The 15,932-nt window shown below is 67.8% G+C and carries 14 protein-coding genes; 7 read left to right on the plus strand and 7 right to left on the minus strand.

Features of this window, described 5'->3' with window-relative positions; translation table 11 throughout:
* Positions 1-95: 95 nt before the first annotated feature.
* Entirely contained in the window at positions 96-1,919 is a 1,824-nt protein-coding gene (locus CYFUS_RS22890; protein ID WP_095987164.1) for a glycoside hydrolase family 3 protein, read from the plus strand.
* 43 nt (positions 1,920-1,962) lie between these two features.
* Here CYFUS_RS22890 and CYFUS_RS22895 read toward each other — a convergent pair whose 3' ends face one another.
* The 3 genes from CYFUS_RS22895 to CYFUS_RS22905 all read right to left on the minus strand — a co-directional run bounded on the left by CYFUS_RS22895 (position 1,963) and on the right by CYFUS_RS22905 (position 6,237).
* On the minus strand, positions 1,963-3,006 hold the full coding sequence (locus CYFUS_RS22895; protein ID WP_232537719.1) for a prenyltransferase: 1,044 nt from the start codon (positions 3,004-3,006) through the stop codon (positions 1,963-1,965).
* A gap of 123 nt (positions 3,007-3,129) precedes the next feature.
* Positions 3,130-4,563, minus strand: a complete 1,434-nt coding sequence (locus tag CYFUS_RS22900; RefSeq protein WP_095987166.1) for an aldehyde dehydrogenase family protein — start codon at positions 4,561-4,563, stop codon at positions 3,130-3,132.
* 33 nt (positions 4,564-4,596) lie between these two features.
* Positions 4,597-6,237 carry an acetolactate synthase large subunit gene (locus tag CYFUS_RS22905; RefSeq protein WP_095987167.1) on the minus strand — a complete coding sequence of 547 codons (1,641 nt, stop codon included), beginning with the start codon at positions 6,235-6,237 and terminating at the stop codon, positions 4,597-4,599.
* A gap of 100 nt (positions 6,238-6,337) precedes the next feature.
* Here CYFUS_RS22905 and CYFUS_RS22910 point away from each other — a divergent pair, with 100 nt between their 5' ends.
* Together CYFUS_RS22910 and CYFUS_RS22915 are read left to right on the plus strand one after the other, a co-directional pair.
* Positions 6,338-7,222 carry a LysR substrate-binding domain-containing protein gene (locus CYFUS_RS22910; RefSeq protein WP_095987168.1) on the plus strand — a complete coding sequence of 295 codons (885 nt, stop codon included), beginning with the start codon at positions 6,338-6,340 and terminating at the stop codon, positions 7,220-7,222.
* 67 nt (positions 7,223-7,289) lie between these two features.
* Entirely contained in the window at positions 7,290-7,883 is a 594-nt protein-coding gene (locus tag CYFUS_RS22915; RefSeq protein ID WP_095987169.1) for an SMI1/KNR4 family protein, read from the plus strand.
* A gap of 10 nt (positions 7,884-7,893) precedes the next feature.
* On the opposite strand, the gene CYFUS_RS22920 is transcribed toward CYFUS_RS22915, so the two are convergent.
* The 3 genes from CYFUS_RS22920 to CYFUS_RS22930 form a co-directional block, all read right to left on the minus strand.
* Positions 7,894-8,802 carry a WG repeat-containing protein gene (locus tag CYFUS_RS22920; protein WP_095987170.1) on the minus strand — a complete coding sequence of 303 codons (909 nt, stop codon included), beginning with the start codon at positions 8,800-8,802 and terminating at the stop codon, positions 7,894-7,896.
* Positions 8,803-8,870: 68 nt separating this feature from the next.
* Complete coding sequence (locus tag CYFUS_RS22925) at positions 8,871-9,479, minus strand: hypothetical protein (protein ID WP_095987171.1); 609 nt, start codon at positions 9,477-9,479, stop codon at positions 8,871-8,873.
* Positions 9,480-9,569: 90 nt separating this feature from the next.
* On the minus strand, positions 9,570-10,820 hold the full coding sequence (locus CYFUS_RS22930) for a cytochrome P450 (protein WP_095987172.1): 1,251 nt from the start codon (positions 10,818-10,820) through the stop codon (positions 9,570-9,572).
* Between the two features lie 254 nt (positions 10,821-11,074).
* On the opposite strand from CYFUS_RS22930, the gene CYFUS_RS22935 reads away from it, so the two are divergent.
* Together CYFUS_RS22935 and CYFUS_RS22940 are read left to right on the plus strand one after the other, a co-directional pair.
* Complete coding sequence (locus CYFUS_RS22935) at positions 11,075-11,527, plus strand: MarR family winged helix-turn-helix transcriptional regulator (protein ID WP_232537720.1); 453 nt, start codon at positions 11,075-11,077, stop codon at positions 11,525-11,527.
* Positions 11,528-11,557: 30 nt separating this feature from the next.
* Positions 11,558-12,910, plus strand: coding sequence for a S41 family peptidase (locus CYFUS_RS22940; RefSeq protein WP_095987174.1), 1,353 nt, complete (start codon positions 11,558-11,560; stop codon positions 12,908-12,910).
* Positions 12,911-12,950: 40 nt separating this feature from the next.
* Here CYFUS_RS22940 and CYFUS_RS22945 read toward each other — a convergent pair whose 3' ends face one another.
* Complete coding sequence (locus CYFUS_RS22945; protein ID WP_095987175.1) at positions 12,951-13,439, minus strand: hypothetical protein; 489 nt, start codon at positions 13,437-13,439, stop codon at positions 12,951-12,953.
* 197 nt (positions 13,440-13,636) lie between these two features.
* Here CYFUS_RS22945 and CYFUS_RS22950 point away from each other — a divergent pair, with 197 nt between their 5' ends.
* Positions 13,637-14,227 (plus strand): PadR family transcriptional regulator, encoded by a 591-nt coding sequence (locus tag CYFUS_RS22950; RefSeq protein ID WP_095987176.1) that lies wholly within the window; start codon positions 13,637-13,639, stop codon positions 14,225-14,227.
* Positions 14,224-15,783 carry an apolipoprotein N-acyltransferase gene (locus CYFUS_RS22955; RefSeq protein WP_095987177.1) on the plus strand — a complete coding sequence of 520 codons (1,560 nt, stop codon included), beginning with the start codon at positions 14,224-14,226 and terminating at the stop codon, positions 15,781-15,783. Before CYFUS_RS22950 ends, CYFUS_RS22955 begins: the two co-directional genes overlap by 4 nt.
* Positions 15,784-15,932: the final 149 nt, after the last annotated feature.

Raw genomic sequence — 15,932 nt, forward strand, 5'->3', positions numbered from 1 at the left:
GAATCGTTTCCGCACTCCACCCCCGTTGAGGCAGGGCCCGTGTTCCCGGGTATGGTCCGCGAAACCCGACTTACCCCCTGGAAGATGGAACTCCCATGATCAAGGTTGGTGGAAGGTGGTTCACGTCCATCGCGCTGTGCGGACTGATGTTCGGAAGCGCTGGTTGCGAGGAGGAGCCTCCTCCGGCGCCGCCCGCCACACCGGACTGTAGTGCTCCACCCGAAGTCTCCTCGCCGGACTGGGTGCCTTGCCAGTTGAAGGTGATGACGCTCGAGGAGAAGGTGGGTCAGCTCTTCATGACCCACGCCTATGGGAAGAGCGTCACGGATGCGGATCCGAAGATGGTGGAGAGCAACCGCAAGGACCACGGGCTGGACACGGCGGAGCAGCTCGTCGAGCGCTACCACCTGGGTGGCATCATCTACTTCACCTGGGCCAACAACCTGCAAGCCCCGGAGCAGATCGCCCGGCTGTCCAATGGGTTGCAGGAGGTGGCGATGCGCCAGGAGCGGGCCATTCCCCTGCTCATCGCCACGGATCAGGAGCATGGCGTGGTGGTGCGGGTGGGCGAGCCGGCCACCCAGTTTCCCGGCAACATGGCCCTGGGCGCCACGCAGGACGTGGAGACCGCGCGCCAGGCGGCGGCCATCACCGGGCGGGAGCTGCGCGCCCTGGGCATCAACCAGAACTTCGGCACGGTCGCGGACGTCAACAGCAACCCACTCAACCCCGTCATCGGCGTGCGCTCCTTCGGACTGGATCCCGCGCGGGTCGCGGCTTTCACGCAGGTGCAGGTGGGCGCCCAACAGGGAGAGGGCACCGCGTCCACCGTGAAGCACTTCCCCGGCCATGGCGACACGGACGTGGACAGCCACTACGGGCTGCCCATCATCAATCACAGCCGGGAGCAGTTCGACGCGGTGGACCTGCCGCCGTTCGTGGCCGCCATCGACGCCGAGGTGGATGCCATCATGTCCGCCCACATCGTGGTGCCCGCGCTGGAAAGCTCGGGCCTGCCGGCGACGCTCAGCCACGGCATCATGACGGACCTGCTGCGGGGCCAGCTCGGCTTCAAGGGCGTGGTGGTCAGCGACTCGCTCTCCATGCAGGGCGCGAAGCCCTACGGTGACCAGAGCGACGCGCGCGTCCCCGTGGAGGCGCTCAAGGCCGGCGTGGACCTGCTCCTCATGCCGCAGCGCATCGAAGTGGCCTACAACGCCGTGCGCGACGCGGTGAACAGTGGGGAGGTGAGCCAGGAGCGGCTCGATGAGGCGGTGGGACGCATCCTGACGCTCAAGCAGAAGCGGGGGGTGCTCGCCCAGCCCCTGGTGGAGCTCGCCGGGCTCCAGCGGGTGGGCGCCGCCGAGCACCTGACCGCCGCCGCCGCCATCACCGAGCGCGGTATCACCCTGGTGAAGAACGAGGCGGGCGTGCTGCCGTTGAAGCCCGAGGCGGGCAAGGTGCTGGTGACGGGGTGGGGCGTCACGGCGACGGCCACGCTGGCGCAGGAGCTGGCCCGGCGGGGCCGGTCCGTGGAGACCGTGGAGACGGGCACCTCGCCGACGCAGGCGAAGATCGACGAGGCGGTGGCCTCGGCCGCGCGCGCGGACGTCACCGTGGTGCTGGTCAACCGCGTCTGGACGTCGAAGCAGCAGCAGGCGCTGGTCCGCGCGCTCCAGGGGGCGAACAAGCCGGTGGTGGTCGTCTCGGTGCGCGAGCCGTATGACATCGCCCACCTGCCGGAGGTGTCCACCTACGTGGCTACCTATGGCTACCAGCCCGTCTCCATGAAGGCGCTGGCGCGGGTGCTGTTGGGAGAGGTGAACCCCTCGGGCCGGCTGCCCGTGGCCATTCCCGAGGTGGGAACGGCCTCCGGGGTGCTCTACCCGGTCGGGCACGGCCTCTCTTACGGTGGGTAGGTGCTGAAGCAGGAGGCCCTCGGGATGCCGAGGGCACTCCGGCTCAAGTCGTCACACCCATGGGCGGGGGACTGGCCTGATTCCGATTGCGGCGAGCCAGTGCGCGCAGCAGGAGGAAGCCTCCCAGATAGAGATACAGCGGGAAGAGCTCGATGGCGAAGAACGAGAAGCCAGGCTTGAGAATGATCATCCCGATCAGCGCGGCCGAGCCTCCCAATCCATTATGGGTGGAGGCCACGTAGGGGATGATCCACATCGTCTCCTTCTTCTTCCAGGCTCCCCGCTGAAGCCGCCACGCATAACCCAACCCCATGTACGCCGTGGTGCTCAGGGCGAGCAGGACGATGCCCGGTACGCCCGCCAGGTAGAGCGGAATCAGCGAGAGGTACGCCGCGACCATTCCAATGCCATGGATCTTCACGGCGTTCTCGATTCCGATGCGCACCACCAGGGTCTTCTTCCACGTCTTCGCGTCGCTCTCCCAGTCGGCCATGTTCATGACCATCATCCGGATGTACTCGATGATGCCGAGCGGGATGAGGACCAGCAGCAGCGTGTGGGGCCGCAGTCCGCCGCTCTGGAGGCAATAGCCGAGCAGCGGAACCAGGGTGTTGAGCACCAGGGTGACGGTGAACTCGCCCAGGCCCACGGCCTCCAGCTTGAGCGGCGGTGCACTGTACTGCCAGGAGAAGAAGATGGCGGCCAGGCCGAGGAGGCGGGCGCTGGGGGTCGGCATGAGCAGGGCGAGAGCGATGGACACCACCGTCAAGGCATACGCGATGTACAGGGAGTGCCGCGGCTCCATGATCCCTTTCACGAGGATCCGGCTACCGCCTGTCCATGGAGAGGGAGACGTGTTGGCCCGGTCTGGCTCCAGGTCGAAATACTCGTTGGAGTAATGCGTCATCAGGTGGGTGATCCACGTGAAGATCACCCCATGAATGAAGCGGGAGGCATCAATGGCGCCGCCCGATACGGTGGGGATGATGGCTCCCACCGTGTAGAGAATCGGGCTATACAGCAGGAATTTGACGCGGCCGAGTGCCAGCAGGTGTTTGAAAGTTGGGTGCGCAGTCATGTCATTCATGACAATGCCACGTCGCGTTATAAGTGGGGAGTGTGTTTTGTTTTATCGAAAATCGAGAGGAAAGACTCTCGATTTCGAGGACTCCCATTTCAACTTTTTTCAACTTTCAAACGTCAGCTGTCTTCATCCCTGACGCAGGACGAGCAGTCGCGGCTCGGTCATGTCCTCGATGGCGTACTTCACGCCCTCGCGCCCAAGCCCCGAGCCCTTCACGCCGCCATAGGGCATCGTGTCGACGCGGAAGCTCGGCACGTCCCCCACGACGACGCCTCCCACCTCCAGCTCGTCCCAGGCCCGCATCGCCTTGGACAGGTCGTTCGTGAAGAGACCCGCCTGCAATCCATAGCGCCCGTCGTTCACCGCGCGCAGTGCCTCGTCGAACGCGCGGAAGGGCTGGAGCAGTACCACCGGCCCGAACGCCTCTTCCGCGGACAGCGGCTCGTCGGCCGGCACGCCCTCCAGTACGGTGGCCTCGAGCAACGCGCCACGCCGTCCTCCTCCGGCCAGCACGCGCGCTCCTCGCGCCACCGCGCGCTCGATCCACCCCTCCAGCCGCCGCGCCGCGGGCTCGTCGATCATGGGGCCGAGCGTGGTGGCTTCGTCCCTGGGGTTGCCCGAGCGCAGTGCCCGCGCCCTCGTGACGAGCCGCTCGCGCAGCGCGCCGTACAGCGACTCGTGCACGAGCACGCGCTGCACCGAGATGCAGCTCTGTCCCGCCTGGAAGAAGGCGCCATGGGCCACGCGGTCCGCGACGAAGTCCAGGCGCTCGCCCTGGTCGTGGTCCACCACGCACGCGGCGTTGCCGCCCAGCTCCAACACCACCTTCTTGCGGCCGGCGCGCGCCTTGAGTTCCCAGCCGACCTTCTCCGAGCCGGTGAACGAGAGCAGCTTCAGCCGCTCGTCCTCGATGAAGGGTCCCACGTCCGCGAGGCGGGTGGGGAGGACGGAGAAGGCGCCCTCGGGGAGTGCCGTCTCGGCGAGCACCTCGGCCATGAGCATCGCGCTCACGGGGGTGCGGTCCGACGGCTTGAGCACGAAGGGGCAGCCGGCGGCGATGGCGGGCGCCACCTTGTGCGCCACCAGGTTGAGCGGGAAGTTGAACGGCGTGATGAACGAGCACGGGCCCACGGGCACGCGCTGGGTAAAGCCCCGGTAGCCGGCCGCGCGCGGCGAGACCTCCAGGTTCAGCATCTCGCCCTCGTTGCGCACGGCCTCCTCGGCCGCCGCCTTGAACGTGTCGATGAGCCGGGTGACCTCGCCTCGCGCGTCGCGCAGGGGCTTGCCCGCCTCGATGCAGAGCGCGAGCGCGAACTCCTCGGCCCGCTCGCGGAAGCGGCGCACGCAGTGCTCGAGCACCTCCTGCCGCGCGTAGGGCGCCAGGCGCCGCATCGGGCCGGTGGCACGTACCGCCGCGGCGATGGCCTCCTCCACGGTGCCCGCGTCCGCGAGCGCCACGTGGGTCACGACCTCGCCCGAATACTTGTCGGTCACGGCCAGCTCCGCGTTGGGCTGTCTCGGGCGGTTGGCCAGGTAATACGGATAGCGTTCAGCCAGCATGGCGTTCCTCTCTTTCTGTCTCGTGTCCGGGGCTCAGCGTGCGGCGGCTTCCTCGGCACCGGCTCCGAGCGCGCGCGAGTTGTCCGAGTAGTCGATGGGCAGGTCGATGACGTGCACGCCGCCCGACTCCAGGCAGCGCGCGAGCGTGGTGCCGAACTCCGAGGCGCTCGTCGGGCGGTGTCCCCGCGCGCCATATGCCTCCGCGTAGCGGACGAAGTCCGGGTTGCCCAGCTCCATGCCGAAGTCCGGCAGCCCCATCTCGCCCTGCTTCCAGCGGATCATCCCGTAGCCGTCGTCGCGCACCACGACCACCGTCAGGTCCATCCGCAGGCGCACCGCCGTCTCCAGCTCCTGCGAGTTCATCATGAACCCACCATCACCGCAGATCGCGACCACCTTGCGCCGTGGATACACCAGCCTGGCGGCAATGGCGGAGGGGAGCCCGGCTCCCATCGTGGCGAGCGCGTTGTCGAGCAGCAACGTGTTGGGCCGGCGGCAGCGGTAGTAGCGGGCGAACCAGAGCTTGTACATGCCGTTGTCCAGGCAGACGATGCCGTCGTCCGGCATGGCACGCCGCACCTCGGCCACGAGCCGCGCGGGGTAGATGGGGAAGCGGTCGTCGTCGATGCCGCGCGCGAGCTGCGCGTCGAGTCCCATGCGGGCGCGCTCGAAGGACGAGAAGTCCCAGTGCGCGCGCGGGCCGCCGACGCCCTCGGCGATGCGCCACACCGCGTTGGCGATGTCGCCGGTCACCTGCACCTGGGGGAAGTACACGGGATCCACCTCGGCCGACGAGAAGTTCAGGTGGACGACCGTGCGGCGGTTGTCGCGCATGACGAAGGGCGGCTTCTCGATGACGTCATGGCCCACGTTGACGATGCAGTCCGAGGCCTCGATGGCGCGGTGGACGAAGTCCCCGTCGGACAGCGCCGCCGTGCCCATCCAGAGCGGATGCGTCTCGTCCACCACGCCCTTGCCCATCTGGGTGCTGAAGAAGGGCATGCCCACGCGGTCCACGAAGACGCGGAGCATCTCCGAGGTGAGCTTGCGGTTGGCGCCCGCGCCGATCATGAGCAGCGGGCGGCGGGCGGACGAGATGGTCTCGACGGCCTGGGCAATGGAGGCCTCGTCGGCCACGGGCCGGCGGAGGGTGAAGGGGGCGAGGGGAGTGGCCTCGGAGGAGTCACGGGCCACGTCCTCGGGCAGCTCCAGGTGCGTGGCGCCGGGGCGCTCCTCTTCCGCGCGGCGGAACGCCTCGCGCACCGCCGAGGAGACGTGCTCGGCGGAGATGAGCGTGCGGGTGGACTTGGTGAGCGGCCGCATCATTCCCACGACGTCGACGATCTGGAAGTGGCCCTGCTTGCTGGCCCGGATGGGCTTCTGCCCGGTGACCATGACCATGGGCATGCCGCCGAGCTGGGCGTAGGCGGCGGCGGTGACGAGGTTGGTCGCGCCGGGCCCGAGCGTCGCGAGGCACACGCCCGCGCGCCCGGTGAGCCGGCCCCACGTGGCGGCCATGAAGCCCGCGGCCTGCTCGTGGCGGGTGACGACGAGGCGCAGGCCCGAGGCGCGCATCGACTCGAGCAGATCCAGGTTCTCCTCACCCGGGAGTCCAAAGACACAACGCACGCCCTCCGCTTCGAGCGCTTTGACGAACAGATCCGATGCCTTCATGGGGTTTCTCCTTCGCGACGAGGAGAAATGTAAAGAAGGCCCACGATTCTTCCATTCGTTTGTTCCCATGGAGTCGATAGGTATTGCCTATGATGGGGGAATGGAGCTGCGCCACCTCCGCTACTTCTCCGCCGTCGCCGATGCCCTCCACTTCGGACGTGCCGCCAGGCACCTCCACGTCTCGCAGCCCACGCTGTCGCAGCAGATCCGCCAGCTCGAGGAGGAGCTGGGCTCGCCGCTGTTCGAGCGCGCGCGCACGGGGGTGCGGCTGACGCAGGCGGGAGAACTCTTCCGCACGTACGCCTCGCGCGCGCTGGAGGACGTGGACGCGGGCAGGGTGGCGGTGAGCGCGCTGCGGGGACTGGCCACGGGAGCGCTGCGGGTGGGCTACCCGCCGAGCATGCGCGGTGTCGTGGTGCCGGCGCTGGCGGCCGTGCTGCGCAGGCATCCGCGCCTGGCGCTGAGCGCCGAGGAAGCACTCGTGCGGCGGGTGGAGCGGCGCCTGGCCGATGGCAAGCTGGACGTGGGGTTGGCGTACGCGCCCGCGCGCTCACCAGACCTGGACGCGGAGCCCGTCTTCGACAGCAGGCTCGCGCTCGTCGTCGCGCGGGGGCACGCACTGGCGGGAGCGGAGTCCGTGGGGGTGAAGCAGCTCGTGGACGAGCCCTTCGCGTTGCTCTCGCGAGGCTCGCGCGTGCGCGGGCGCGTGGACGCCTACTTCGACGCCATGCGGCTCGCCCCGCACATCGCGCTCGAGTCGAACGCGGTGGCCACGGTGCTCGCGATGGTGCGCGCGGGCCTCGCCGTCACCGTGCTGCCCGAGCCGCGACTCGCCGAGGCCGAGCGGCTCGTGGTGAAGCGCCTGTCTCCGGCGCCGCGCTCCGAGCTCGCGGCGTTGCTGTGGCGCAAGGGCGCGCCACGCACACCCGCGGCGGAGTTGTTCGCCGCGGAGGTGCGCGCACGGGCCCAGGAGTCCGGAGACTGAGTGGATTTGGACGACCGCCTGACCCACGCGCCACGTACAATCCCCCGTGAACCGAGGAGCCGTAAACGTGCTGAGTGCCATCGAAGCCATTGCAGCCCTGAAGGATCGTCTCGAGCGCGAGAAGGAGCTTCCCGTCAGAGCGGTGCGAGTGACGCCAGTTGATGCAAAGGAGCTAAGGCGGCTGGAGAGCACGCTGGGCAAGGTGCTTCCAGAAGCGTACCTTCAATTCATCACTCAGCACGGTTTGTTCTGTGCGACGAATTGGCGTGGCATGGAGCGGGCCCGAATGCTGAGCCCCGCGGAGGTGTTGGAGCGCCACGAATGGAACAAGGAGTTCGTGGAGGAGGACTCGTTCGGCGACGGGGAAGAAGAGAAGGAAGCCGCCCGCCGCGAGTTGGAGGTGAGGAGGCGGCTCGTTCCATTCCAATACATCGCGGACTCGTACGTGAGCGACTTCTACAGCTTCGATACGGAGCTGTGCCGGGCCAAAGGGGCGCTCATCATGCAGGCCTACCACGACGATTTCGACCTCGCGACGTGGCTCCTGGATGAGACACCCGATCTCTCTGGCTGCACCTTCGACTTCGACGAGCACATGCGCTGGGTGCTCCGAGAGTGTCTGGAGGAAGGGTCGTGGGGCCGGATGGACAAGGCTGGATAGCTGGACGCGCTCACTCGGCGAGCAACACGACGGCACGCCCGTGGGAGAAGGGCTGGGCCACGGCGAAGCGGGGCGTCACCGCCCAGCTTCCGTCCGGGCGAACGTAGCCGAACAGGCCGCCTTCCTTCACGGCGGCCAGGTCCTCGGAGAACGCCCCATTCACCGCCTCGAAGCGGGGCTCGATGACCAGGGCCCCCTTCTTGTCGATGAAACCATAGCGCCCCTTCACCTTCACCCGGGCGAGTCCCTCGTTGAACCAGCACTCGGACAGCTCGCCCTCCCAGCAGGAGATCGTGGGCTCCAGCACCCACGTGCCGGCCTCGTCCACGAAGCCGAACGTCTTTCCCTTCTGCACCAGCGCGAGGCCCTCCGAGAACGAGGTGCTCATCGTCTCGAAGGGATAGGTGGCGAGGCACGCTCCCTTCGGGTCGATGAGGCGCCAGTACTCGCCCTTGGGGGGCTTCTTGAGCGCGACCAGCGCCTTGCCCTTCAGGAAGGGGCGGGCCAGTCCGCCTCCGAAGCCATCCAGCACCACCTCGCCCTGGGGATTGATGTAGCCGTCCGTGGCCTTTGCCCCGGAGCGCATCACCGGTGCGAGCCCCGAGCCGAAGCGGCCCACGTTCGCGTACGAGGCTCCCGCGATGACGTACCTGGTGAAGTTGGCCTTGAACGCCACTGGCAACACGAGCGTGCCCTGCGTATCGATGAAGCCCGTGTCCGTCAGCGCCAGCCCGTCGCTGAAGCCCGAGAAGGCGCGCCTCACCTTCAGCGCCTGCTGTCCCTTCACGTCGACGAAGGCCCAGCCATCCCCCGCGGGCATGCGGGCCAGCCCCTCGTTGAAGGCGAAGGGCGTTCCATGGGGGCTGGGGATGACCAGTTCCCCTGTCGTGTCGATGAAGCCATAGCGGGTGGCGGACATGGCGCGGACCCTAGCGGCCGGTTCCACATCTCGTCCATGCTCGAGGCCCGTGCGGGCATGGCATCACGTCACGGCAGCAGTGCTTCCTTCTTCAGCAGCTTGTTCGCGAGCGTGGTGTAGGACCACTTGCCCTCTTCATCCACGAGCCCCTTCTCGAGCAGCTCGCGCAGCTTGGGACCGATTTGGCTGGAGTGGCCGACGAGGTGGTGGTCCGCGCTCACCTTCCCGATGGCGTCCTCGCGGTCATCCGCCACGACGAGTCTGGCGGACAGCGTGTCGGCGTAGGTGGAATAGTCACTGTAGTAGGTCCACGCGACGCCCTTGAGCGTGAAGCCTCCGAGGACGACGAGCTCGCCGTGGAAGAGGAGGTTGTCCGCCGCGAGTGAGCCGCCGACGAAGAGCAGGGAGTAGTCGAAGCCCTCGTGGATGATGTTGCCTTCCACCACCAGATCGCCGGCCACGAGCAGACGCCCCTGGTCCTCGATGACCAGGTTGCCCTTCACCACGAGGCCGCCGTCGAAGCGCAGGTCCTCTCCCTCGGAGACCTTCAAGTCCTCGGCCACCTGCTTCACGGTGTCGGAGGGTGTCAGCTTCGCCTTGAGCGCGGCCCGGTTGGAGGCCGAGCCGGCGTGGTCGTGAAGCGAGGACTCCTGCAGCAACGTTTCGAAGAGCTTCATGTTTCCAGGCTAGAAGCCAGTGGGGCGGGGGGCGAGCAGATTTTCGTGCAAGAGTCCCCCGCCTGGATTCGCATCTCGAATGCCGCCCGCTCAGGAGCGGGCGCGCAACTGCACCTCGAGCGTCTCCATCTTGCGAAGGACCGGATGGGAACCGAACGTGGGCGGCTTGACGAGCTTCATGTCGGGGAAGCGCTTGAGCAGGGTGTCCACGGCGATCCGCCCCTCGAGCCGCGCCAGGTGGACGCCGAGGCAGAAGTGCATCCCGTTGCCGAACGCGATGGTCGTGGTGTTGTTGCGGCGCACGTCGAATGTCTCGGGATGGGGGAACGCGGCCTCGTCATGCATCGCGCTGTTGGTCATGAGGAACAGCCTCTGCCCCTTCTTGATCTTCACGCCGCCGAGCTCCAGGTCCTCGCGCGCGTAGCGGGTGAGGCCCAGCTTGCCGAAGTTGTCGTGGCGCAGCACCTCCTCGAGGACGTTCTTGACGAGCTCGGGCTCGGCCTTGAGCTGGGCGAACAGCTCGGGCCGCCGCAGGATGTTGGACAGGGTGAAGCCGATGAGGTGCACCGTGGTCTCGAAGCCACCCACGATGAGCGAGGCCACGAGCGACAGCAGCTCCGGGGTGCTCAGCTTGTCGCCCTGCTCCTCGGTCTGGATGAGGGTGGTGAGGATGTCGTTCTCCCTGGGGTTGCGGCGCCGCTCCTCGATCGTCTCGCGTATCAGCACGATGCCCTCGCGGATGGCCTCGCGCACCGTCACCAACTCCTCGGGAGGAATCAGGCTGGGGAGGAGGCTCTTGATCGACGCCTCGGTGAAGCGCTGGAAGAGCACCTCACGCCCCTTGGGAATCTTCAGCATCGAGCTCATGACGCGCGCGGGAATGGGGTCCGCGATGTCGCTCACCACGTTGATCGTGCCCTTGGCCTCCGCGGCGTCGAGCAGCTCATCCACGATCGCCTGGATGTCCGGCCGCAGCCACTCGACGGCGCGGGGGGTGAACGCCGGGCTGACGAGCCTGCGCACCCGGGTATGGTCCGCGTCGGGCAGCGAGAAGAGGTTCGCCCTGTTGAGTTCGTCCCTCTCGGGAATCAGCGCCGCGGTCCCCATGGTGCTGGCGAACTCCCAATCGGCGGAGTTGGTCGAGAAGCGTTTGTTGTCACGCAGCGCGGCGATGACATCCTCGTAGCGGGTGACGATCCAGCCATGGCCCTGGTCCCAGTAGGAGATGGGCGTCTGGGTCCGCAGCTCCTTGAACATGGGGTACGGATTGACGTCGAAGCCGGGGGCATTCGGGTTGAAGGGACAGGACTTCGTCTCGGACTTCGTCTGCTCGTGCGACATGGACCGTCTCCTGTGGGTTTCCAGTTCAGCCACGATTCGTTAGCCTGGGAAAATATATCTGAGGTAAAATAATTGGCAATACCCATGAGGCAGGCACACAGCTGACATGGGCGCCGGCAGCGGGATGGCGACGAGCCGGTCAGGGAGCCTTCGAGAGCTGAGCCTGCTCTGGACTGGCGAGACCATTGACAGAATGTAACAGTGCTTATACATCCCCCCTCATGGCTACCGCCTCGCCCACCCTGGGCACGCTCATGCGCCACCTGGTCGAGCTCCTCGACCGTGATGTGGAAGCCGCCTACGCGGCCGCCGGTCTGGCATGGCGGCCGCGCAATACGCCGGTCTTGCGCGCCCTGATGGAGCTGGGGCCGGCCTCGATCCGGGCTCTGTCGCACGAGATTGGCATCACCCATTCGGCGGTGAGCCAGACGGTGTCGCAGATGGCCAAGGACGGGCTGGTCGAGTTGAGACCTGGCGCCGATGCGAGAGAGCGGATTGTCGCGCTGTCGGCGAAGGCCGAGGCGATGATCCCGGCCTTGCGAAAACAGTGGGCGGCCACCAACGCCGCCGCGGCTCAACTCGACTCGGAGTTGTCGGCGCCGCTTTCGAAGATCGCCGCCGAAGCAATCGAAGCCCTCACCCGTAAACCCTTTGGGGAGCGGATGAGGCAGGCCGCCCAGGCGCAGGCCGCGAAACCCGAGCCTTAGAGCACCTCTTTTTTCATTGTCGGAGTCGTCATGCGTTTGAAAGTTCTTTCAGCCGCCGCGATGGCGTTTGCCTTGATGGGGGTCGGCGTCGCAGCCGAGGCCCAGGTGCGCACACCCATGACGGAGGCGGAGGCCGCGCGGATCCTGTCGCCCGTGCAGCGCGACGCGGTGCTGAACGCCGTCAAGGCCGCCTACAGGACGTCGTACGTCTTCCCGGAGAAGACGCCGGTCATCCTGGCCAGGCTGGACAAGGCCAGGGCGGCGGGACGCTACAATGTCGGCAATCCCAACGAGCTCGCCAGTCTGATCACCAGCGATCTCCGGGAGGCGAGCCATGACAGCCACGCCTACATGCAATACGACCCGCAGCGCCATGCCGCCGCCATCGCCTCGTCGGCGGGCGGAGCGGGCGAGGCCCTGGCGGGCTTCGACGCGGCGACCGCGCGCCGTGATCACCATGGCCTGGCCGAGATGCGCATCCTGCCAGGCAATATCCGCTACCTGAAGATTACCGCATTCGAATGGGTCAGCGATGAGACGGGCCAGGCCTATGACGGCGCGATGCGCTTCCTCAAGGCCGGCGACGCGGTGATCATCGACCTGCGCGGCAATGGCGGGGGCTCTTCCGAGGCGGTGCAGTACCTGGTCAGCCACTTCCTGAAGGCGGGAACGCTGGAGATCACCTTCCTTCACGCCGGACGCGAGCCCATCCAGACGCGCGCACTCGACAACCTCCCCGCGGGCCGGATGATTGGCAAGCCGCTCTATGTGCTGGTCGACCAAGGCGCCGCCTCGGCGGCGGAATCCTTCGCCTACGACGTGCAGCAGTTCAAGCTGGGCAAGCTGGTGGGGGCGTCCACGGCGGGTGCGGCCAACACCAATGAATTCGTGCCCATCGCGCCGGGCTTCATGCTGAGTGTCTCGACCGGACGTCCGGTCCATCCGATCAGCAAGGCCAACTGGGAGGGGACCGGCGTTGTCCCGGACGTCGCGACGCCGCCAGCACAGGCGCTCGATCAGGCACACGCCCTGGCCCTGAAAGCCCTGGCCGCGGCGCATCCCGCGCCTGAAATCCAGGCGGACTACGACTGGGCGCTGCCCGAGATCGAGGCCCGACTCCATCCGGTCACGGTCTCGGCGGCGACCGCCAAGGCCGCGCCCGGGGCGTATGGCAAGTACGTCGTCACCGCGGAGAAGGACGGTCTGTGGATCGCGCGCCCGGGGCATCCTCTCTGGCCGGAGCCGCGTCGCCTCGAGCCGCTGACGAATGGCGGCTTGTTCGCGGTGGATGGCGTCGACCTCCTGCGGGTCGGCGTGAAGCCGGACGCCCTGGAACTGTGGTGGAAGGGCGAGCCCTCCCCCCGGATCCTGAATCGAAACTGAGCGAGGCGCCTGACTCGAGCAAGCTGGATCAAGCTCCCGGTCAGCCCGCGAAGTACGTCTGTCCGAGCACCTGGAAGGTGACGGACGGCGCCACGGTCTCGTTGGCGAATTTCGTCACCGAGTACCAGATATTGCGCGTCGCGGTTGGATTGGACACCACGGCCTTGCCCGTGACGGAGGCGAGCAGGGCTCCGGTCTGGTCATTGTACAGGTTGGCCGACACCGAGCAGTCGCCGAGCAGGCACCCCATCTCCAGCTTCAGCAGCAGCTTCGGGTTCGTCGCCAGCAACGTCTTCGCGAGATGTTGGCTCGTCGAGCGCAGCAGGGTCGCGGCAGTCAGCCTCACATCAATGGTGTGCGAGTCGTAGATCGCGTTGCTCGGCTTCGTCCATACCGGGCCGAGGTAGTCGCTACCGCAGGGGGCCGGGCAGGTGGGGGTCAAGGTGAAGGTCTGTGCCTCCGCGGGCGCCGAACCGAGGAACAACAGGGCGGAGACAAGCAACGAGCATGTCGTGGTGAACGTTCGCATGGAACAATCTCCTGGGAGACGAGGCGCGCGAGCCATCGCGCGACGGCAAACCGTTCGCCGTGGCGCGCACTCTAACCCGACGCTCCTCGATCTCTCGGCCGTGGTGGACGCGCGGCCAGGGCGGCCCGCCCCAAGGGACGTCATTTCTCGTGGTGCACTTGTATCAGACTGATATATAGGGAGGCCAGGAGGTCATCTTGGCGCGAGAGAACACCTGTCAGTTCGCCATCCTGGGGATGCTGTGCCGGGAGCCCATGAGCGGTTACGGCCTGCGTCAGGCCATCGAGCGGACGGTGGGGCACTTCTGGCAGGAGAGCTACGGCAACCTCTACCCGACGCTGGAGCGGATGGAGGCGGAGGCGCTGGTCGTGCTCGACCGGGAGGAGCACTCGCCAGGGGGGAGGGTGCGCAAGGTGTACCGGGTGACGGCGGAAGGGCGGAAGGTGCTCGCGGAGTGGCTGCGGCGGCCGGTGGTGCCCCACGTGGAGCGCAACGAGCTGTTGCTCAAGCTCTTCTTCGGCGCCCGGGTGGGACCGGAGGACTCGCTGGCGCACGTGGAGCGCAGCCGCGCCGAGGCCGAGGGACTGCTGGCCGCGCTGCGGCTCATCGACGAGGACTTCCGCCGCTCGCGCGAGGGCCACCCGGAGGAGCCCTACTCGCACCTGTCCATTCGGGCGGGGTTGCTCGGGCTGGAGGCACACCTGCGCTGGTGTGACGAGGCCCAGGAGGCGCTCCAACGTCTGGCTCACACGAAGGGTTCGAAGAAGGCAGAAGGAGGAGTGGGATGAGCGGTGAAGAAGGCTCGCGGCGCTCGCCGGTGTTCCTGCCATGGCTCGCCCTGGTGGGCGGGGCTGGCATGTCGATGCTCTTGAATTCGCGTGGGTCGCTGCTCCCCGGCTGGTTGATGGGCGCCTTGTTGCTCTTCTTCGTCCGCCAGCAGCGGCCGTGGGTGGGCTTCGTCGGCATCCTGAGCGTGAACACCCTCGCCACGGGGCTGGCGAACCTGGAGGTGTTCCCGGGGTCCGTCGCGGGCAACTTCGGAATGGCCCTTGGCGGCGCGCTCTTCCTGGCGCTGACGTTCCTGGCGGATCGGCTCATCGTGGGGCCACGGGCGTCCTTCGCGGGGACGTTCTTCCTGCCGGCGGCGATGACGGGGTTGGAGCTCTTCAGCAGCGTGGGCAACCCGTTCGGCACCTGGGGGTCGCTGGCCTATAGCCAGGCGGGGGCGCCCGTGCTGGTGCAGTTCGTGTCGGTGACGGGACTGTGGGGCCTGACGTTCCTCCTGGCGTGGTTCGCCTCCGTGGTCAACTGGGCCTTCGAGCACCGGGACGAGGGGCGCCGCGTGCTGCCCGGGGTCGCGGTGTTCGCGGGCGTGCTCGGGGCCATCCTCGTTTTCGGCGCGCTGCGGCTCGCGGGGGCGGGGAGCGTGGGCGAGCGCGTGCCGGTCGCGGGCATCACGGTGGCGGGGGAGGTGGCCACGGGACGCGAGGCGGGGCTGTCCCGGCTCATCCAGGGCGGAGCCTTCGGTGACGAGGACTGGCGTGCCTTCGCCGAGGCCTCGGGGGCGGTGAACGAGGAGTTGCTGCGCCTGTCGGAGCGCGAGGCCGAGCGAGGGGCGAAGCTCATCCTCTGGTCCGAGGGCAACGCGGTGGTGCTGGCCGGGCAACTGCCAGCCCTGCTCTCACGAGGGAGCGCCCTGGCGCGTGAGCGCGGCGTGTGGCTCGGCATGGCGGTGGCGAGCTTCGAGCCCTCGGCGGAGCGCATGTTGCGCAACGAGCTCATCCTGGTGGGGCCGGAGGGGAACGTGGCCTGGCGCTACGTGAAGGCCCGGCCGGTGCCGGGCTGGGAAGCGGCTCACTCCATCCCTGGCAGCCCGGAGGTGCCGGTGCTGAGGGACTCGGGCGTGGGCAACCTGGGCGGTGCCATCTGCTTCGATGGGGACTTCCCGGCGGATTTCGCCGGCCCCACGGCGCGGGGCCTCGAGCTGCTCCTGCTGCCCGCGAGCGACTGGCGGGGCATCAGCGCGCCGCACATGCGGCAGGCGGTGTTCCGCGCGGTGGAGCAGGGGTTCAGCCTGTTGCGGCAGGCCAACCAGGGCCTGTCGGTGGCGGTGGATGGCTACGGGCGTGTGTACGGCGAGATGGATCACTTCACGGCGGAGGAGCGCGTGTTGCGCGCGGAGCTGCCGGTGGGGAGGGTGCCCACGCTCTATGCTCGCATCGGTGATGCCGTGGGGGTGCTCTCCGGTCTGGCCGCGCTGGGGTGGGTGGCCTGGGCCGTCGTGGGGGGGCTGGCCCGGCGGTGGCGTGCGCGTGAGCGACTTCACGCGCAGCCAGACGTTTGAGCGGCTACGAGAGCGGGTGCAACGGGTGATGCGCAGCGTCAATCCCGCGCAGGGTCCGCGTCGGCGCGCGAGTTGAAACCGAATGCCCTTCGCGCAATCGTCGCGAACGAAGCGGGAGCGCGCGTGTGAATGCCGCGTCTCCGACACGT

This window comes from Cystobacter fuscus, assembly GCF_002305875.1.
Lineage (GTDB): Bacteria > Myxococcota > Myxococcia > Myxococcales > Myxococcaceae > Cystobacter > Cystobacter fuscus_A.

Bases quoted from the DNA above. Each gene is read 5' to 3' on its own strand.
- CYFUS_RS22890 (WP_095987164.1), top strand. From the start codon at position 96: ATGATCAAGGTTGGTGGAAGGTGGTTCACGTCCATCGCGCTGTGCGGA.
- CYFUS_RS22895 (WP_232537719.1), bottom strand. From the start codon at position 3,006: ATGAATGACATGACTGCGCACCCAACTTTCAAACACCTGCTGGCACTC.
- CYFUS_RS22900 (WP_095987166.1), bottom strand. From the start codon at position 4,563: ATGCTGGCTGAACGCTATCCGTATTACCTGGCCAACCGCCCGAGACAG.
- CYFUS_RS22905 (WP_095987167.1), bottom strand. From the start codon at position 6,237: ATGAAGGCATCGGATCTGTTCGTCAAAGCGCTCGAAGCGGAGGGCGTG.
- CYFUS_RS22910 (WP_095987168.1), top strand. From the start codon at position 6,338: ATGGAGCTGCGCCACCTCCGCTACTTCTCCGCCGTCGCCGATGCCCTC.
- CYFUS_RS22920 (WP_095987170.1), bottom strand. From the start codon at position 8,802: ATGTCCGCCACCCGCTATGGCTTCATCGACACGACAGGGGAACTGGTC.
- CYFUS_RS22925 (WP_095987171.1), bottom strand. From the start codon at position 9,479: ATGAAGCTCTTCGAAACGTTGCTGCAGGAGTCCTCGCTTCACGACCAC.
- CYFUS_RS22930 (WP_095987172.1), bottom strand. From the start codon at position 10,820: ATGTCGCACGAGCAGACGAAGTCCGAGACGAAGTCCTGTCCCTTCAAC.
- CYFUS_RS22935 (WP_232537720.1), top strand. From the start codon at position 11,075: ATGCGCCACCTGGTCGAGCTCCTCGACCGTGATGTGGAAGCCGCCTAC.
- CYFUS_RS22940 (WP_095987174.1), top strand. From the start codon at position 11,558: ATGCGTTTGAAAGTTCTTTCAGCCGCCGCGATGGCGTTTGCCTTGATG.
- CYFUS_RS22945 (WP_095987175.1), bottom strand. From the start codon at position 13,439: ATGCGAACGTTCACCACGACATGCTCGTTGCTTGTCTCCGCCCTGTTG.
- CYFUS_RS22955 (WP_095987177.1), top strand. From the start codon at position 14,224: ATGAGCGGTGAAGAAGGCTCGCGGCGCTCGCCGGTGTTCCTGCCATGG.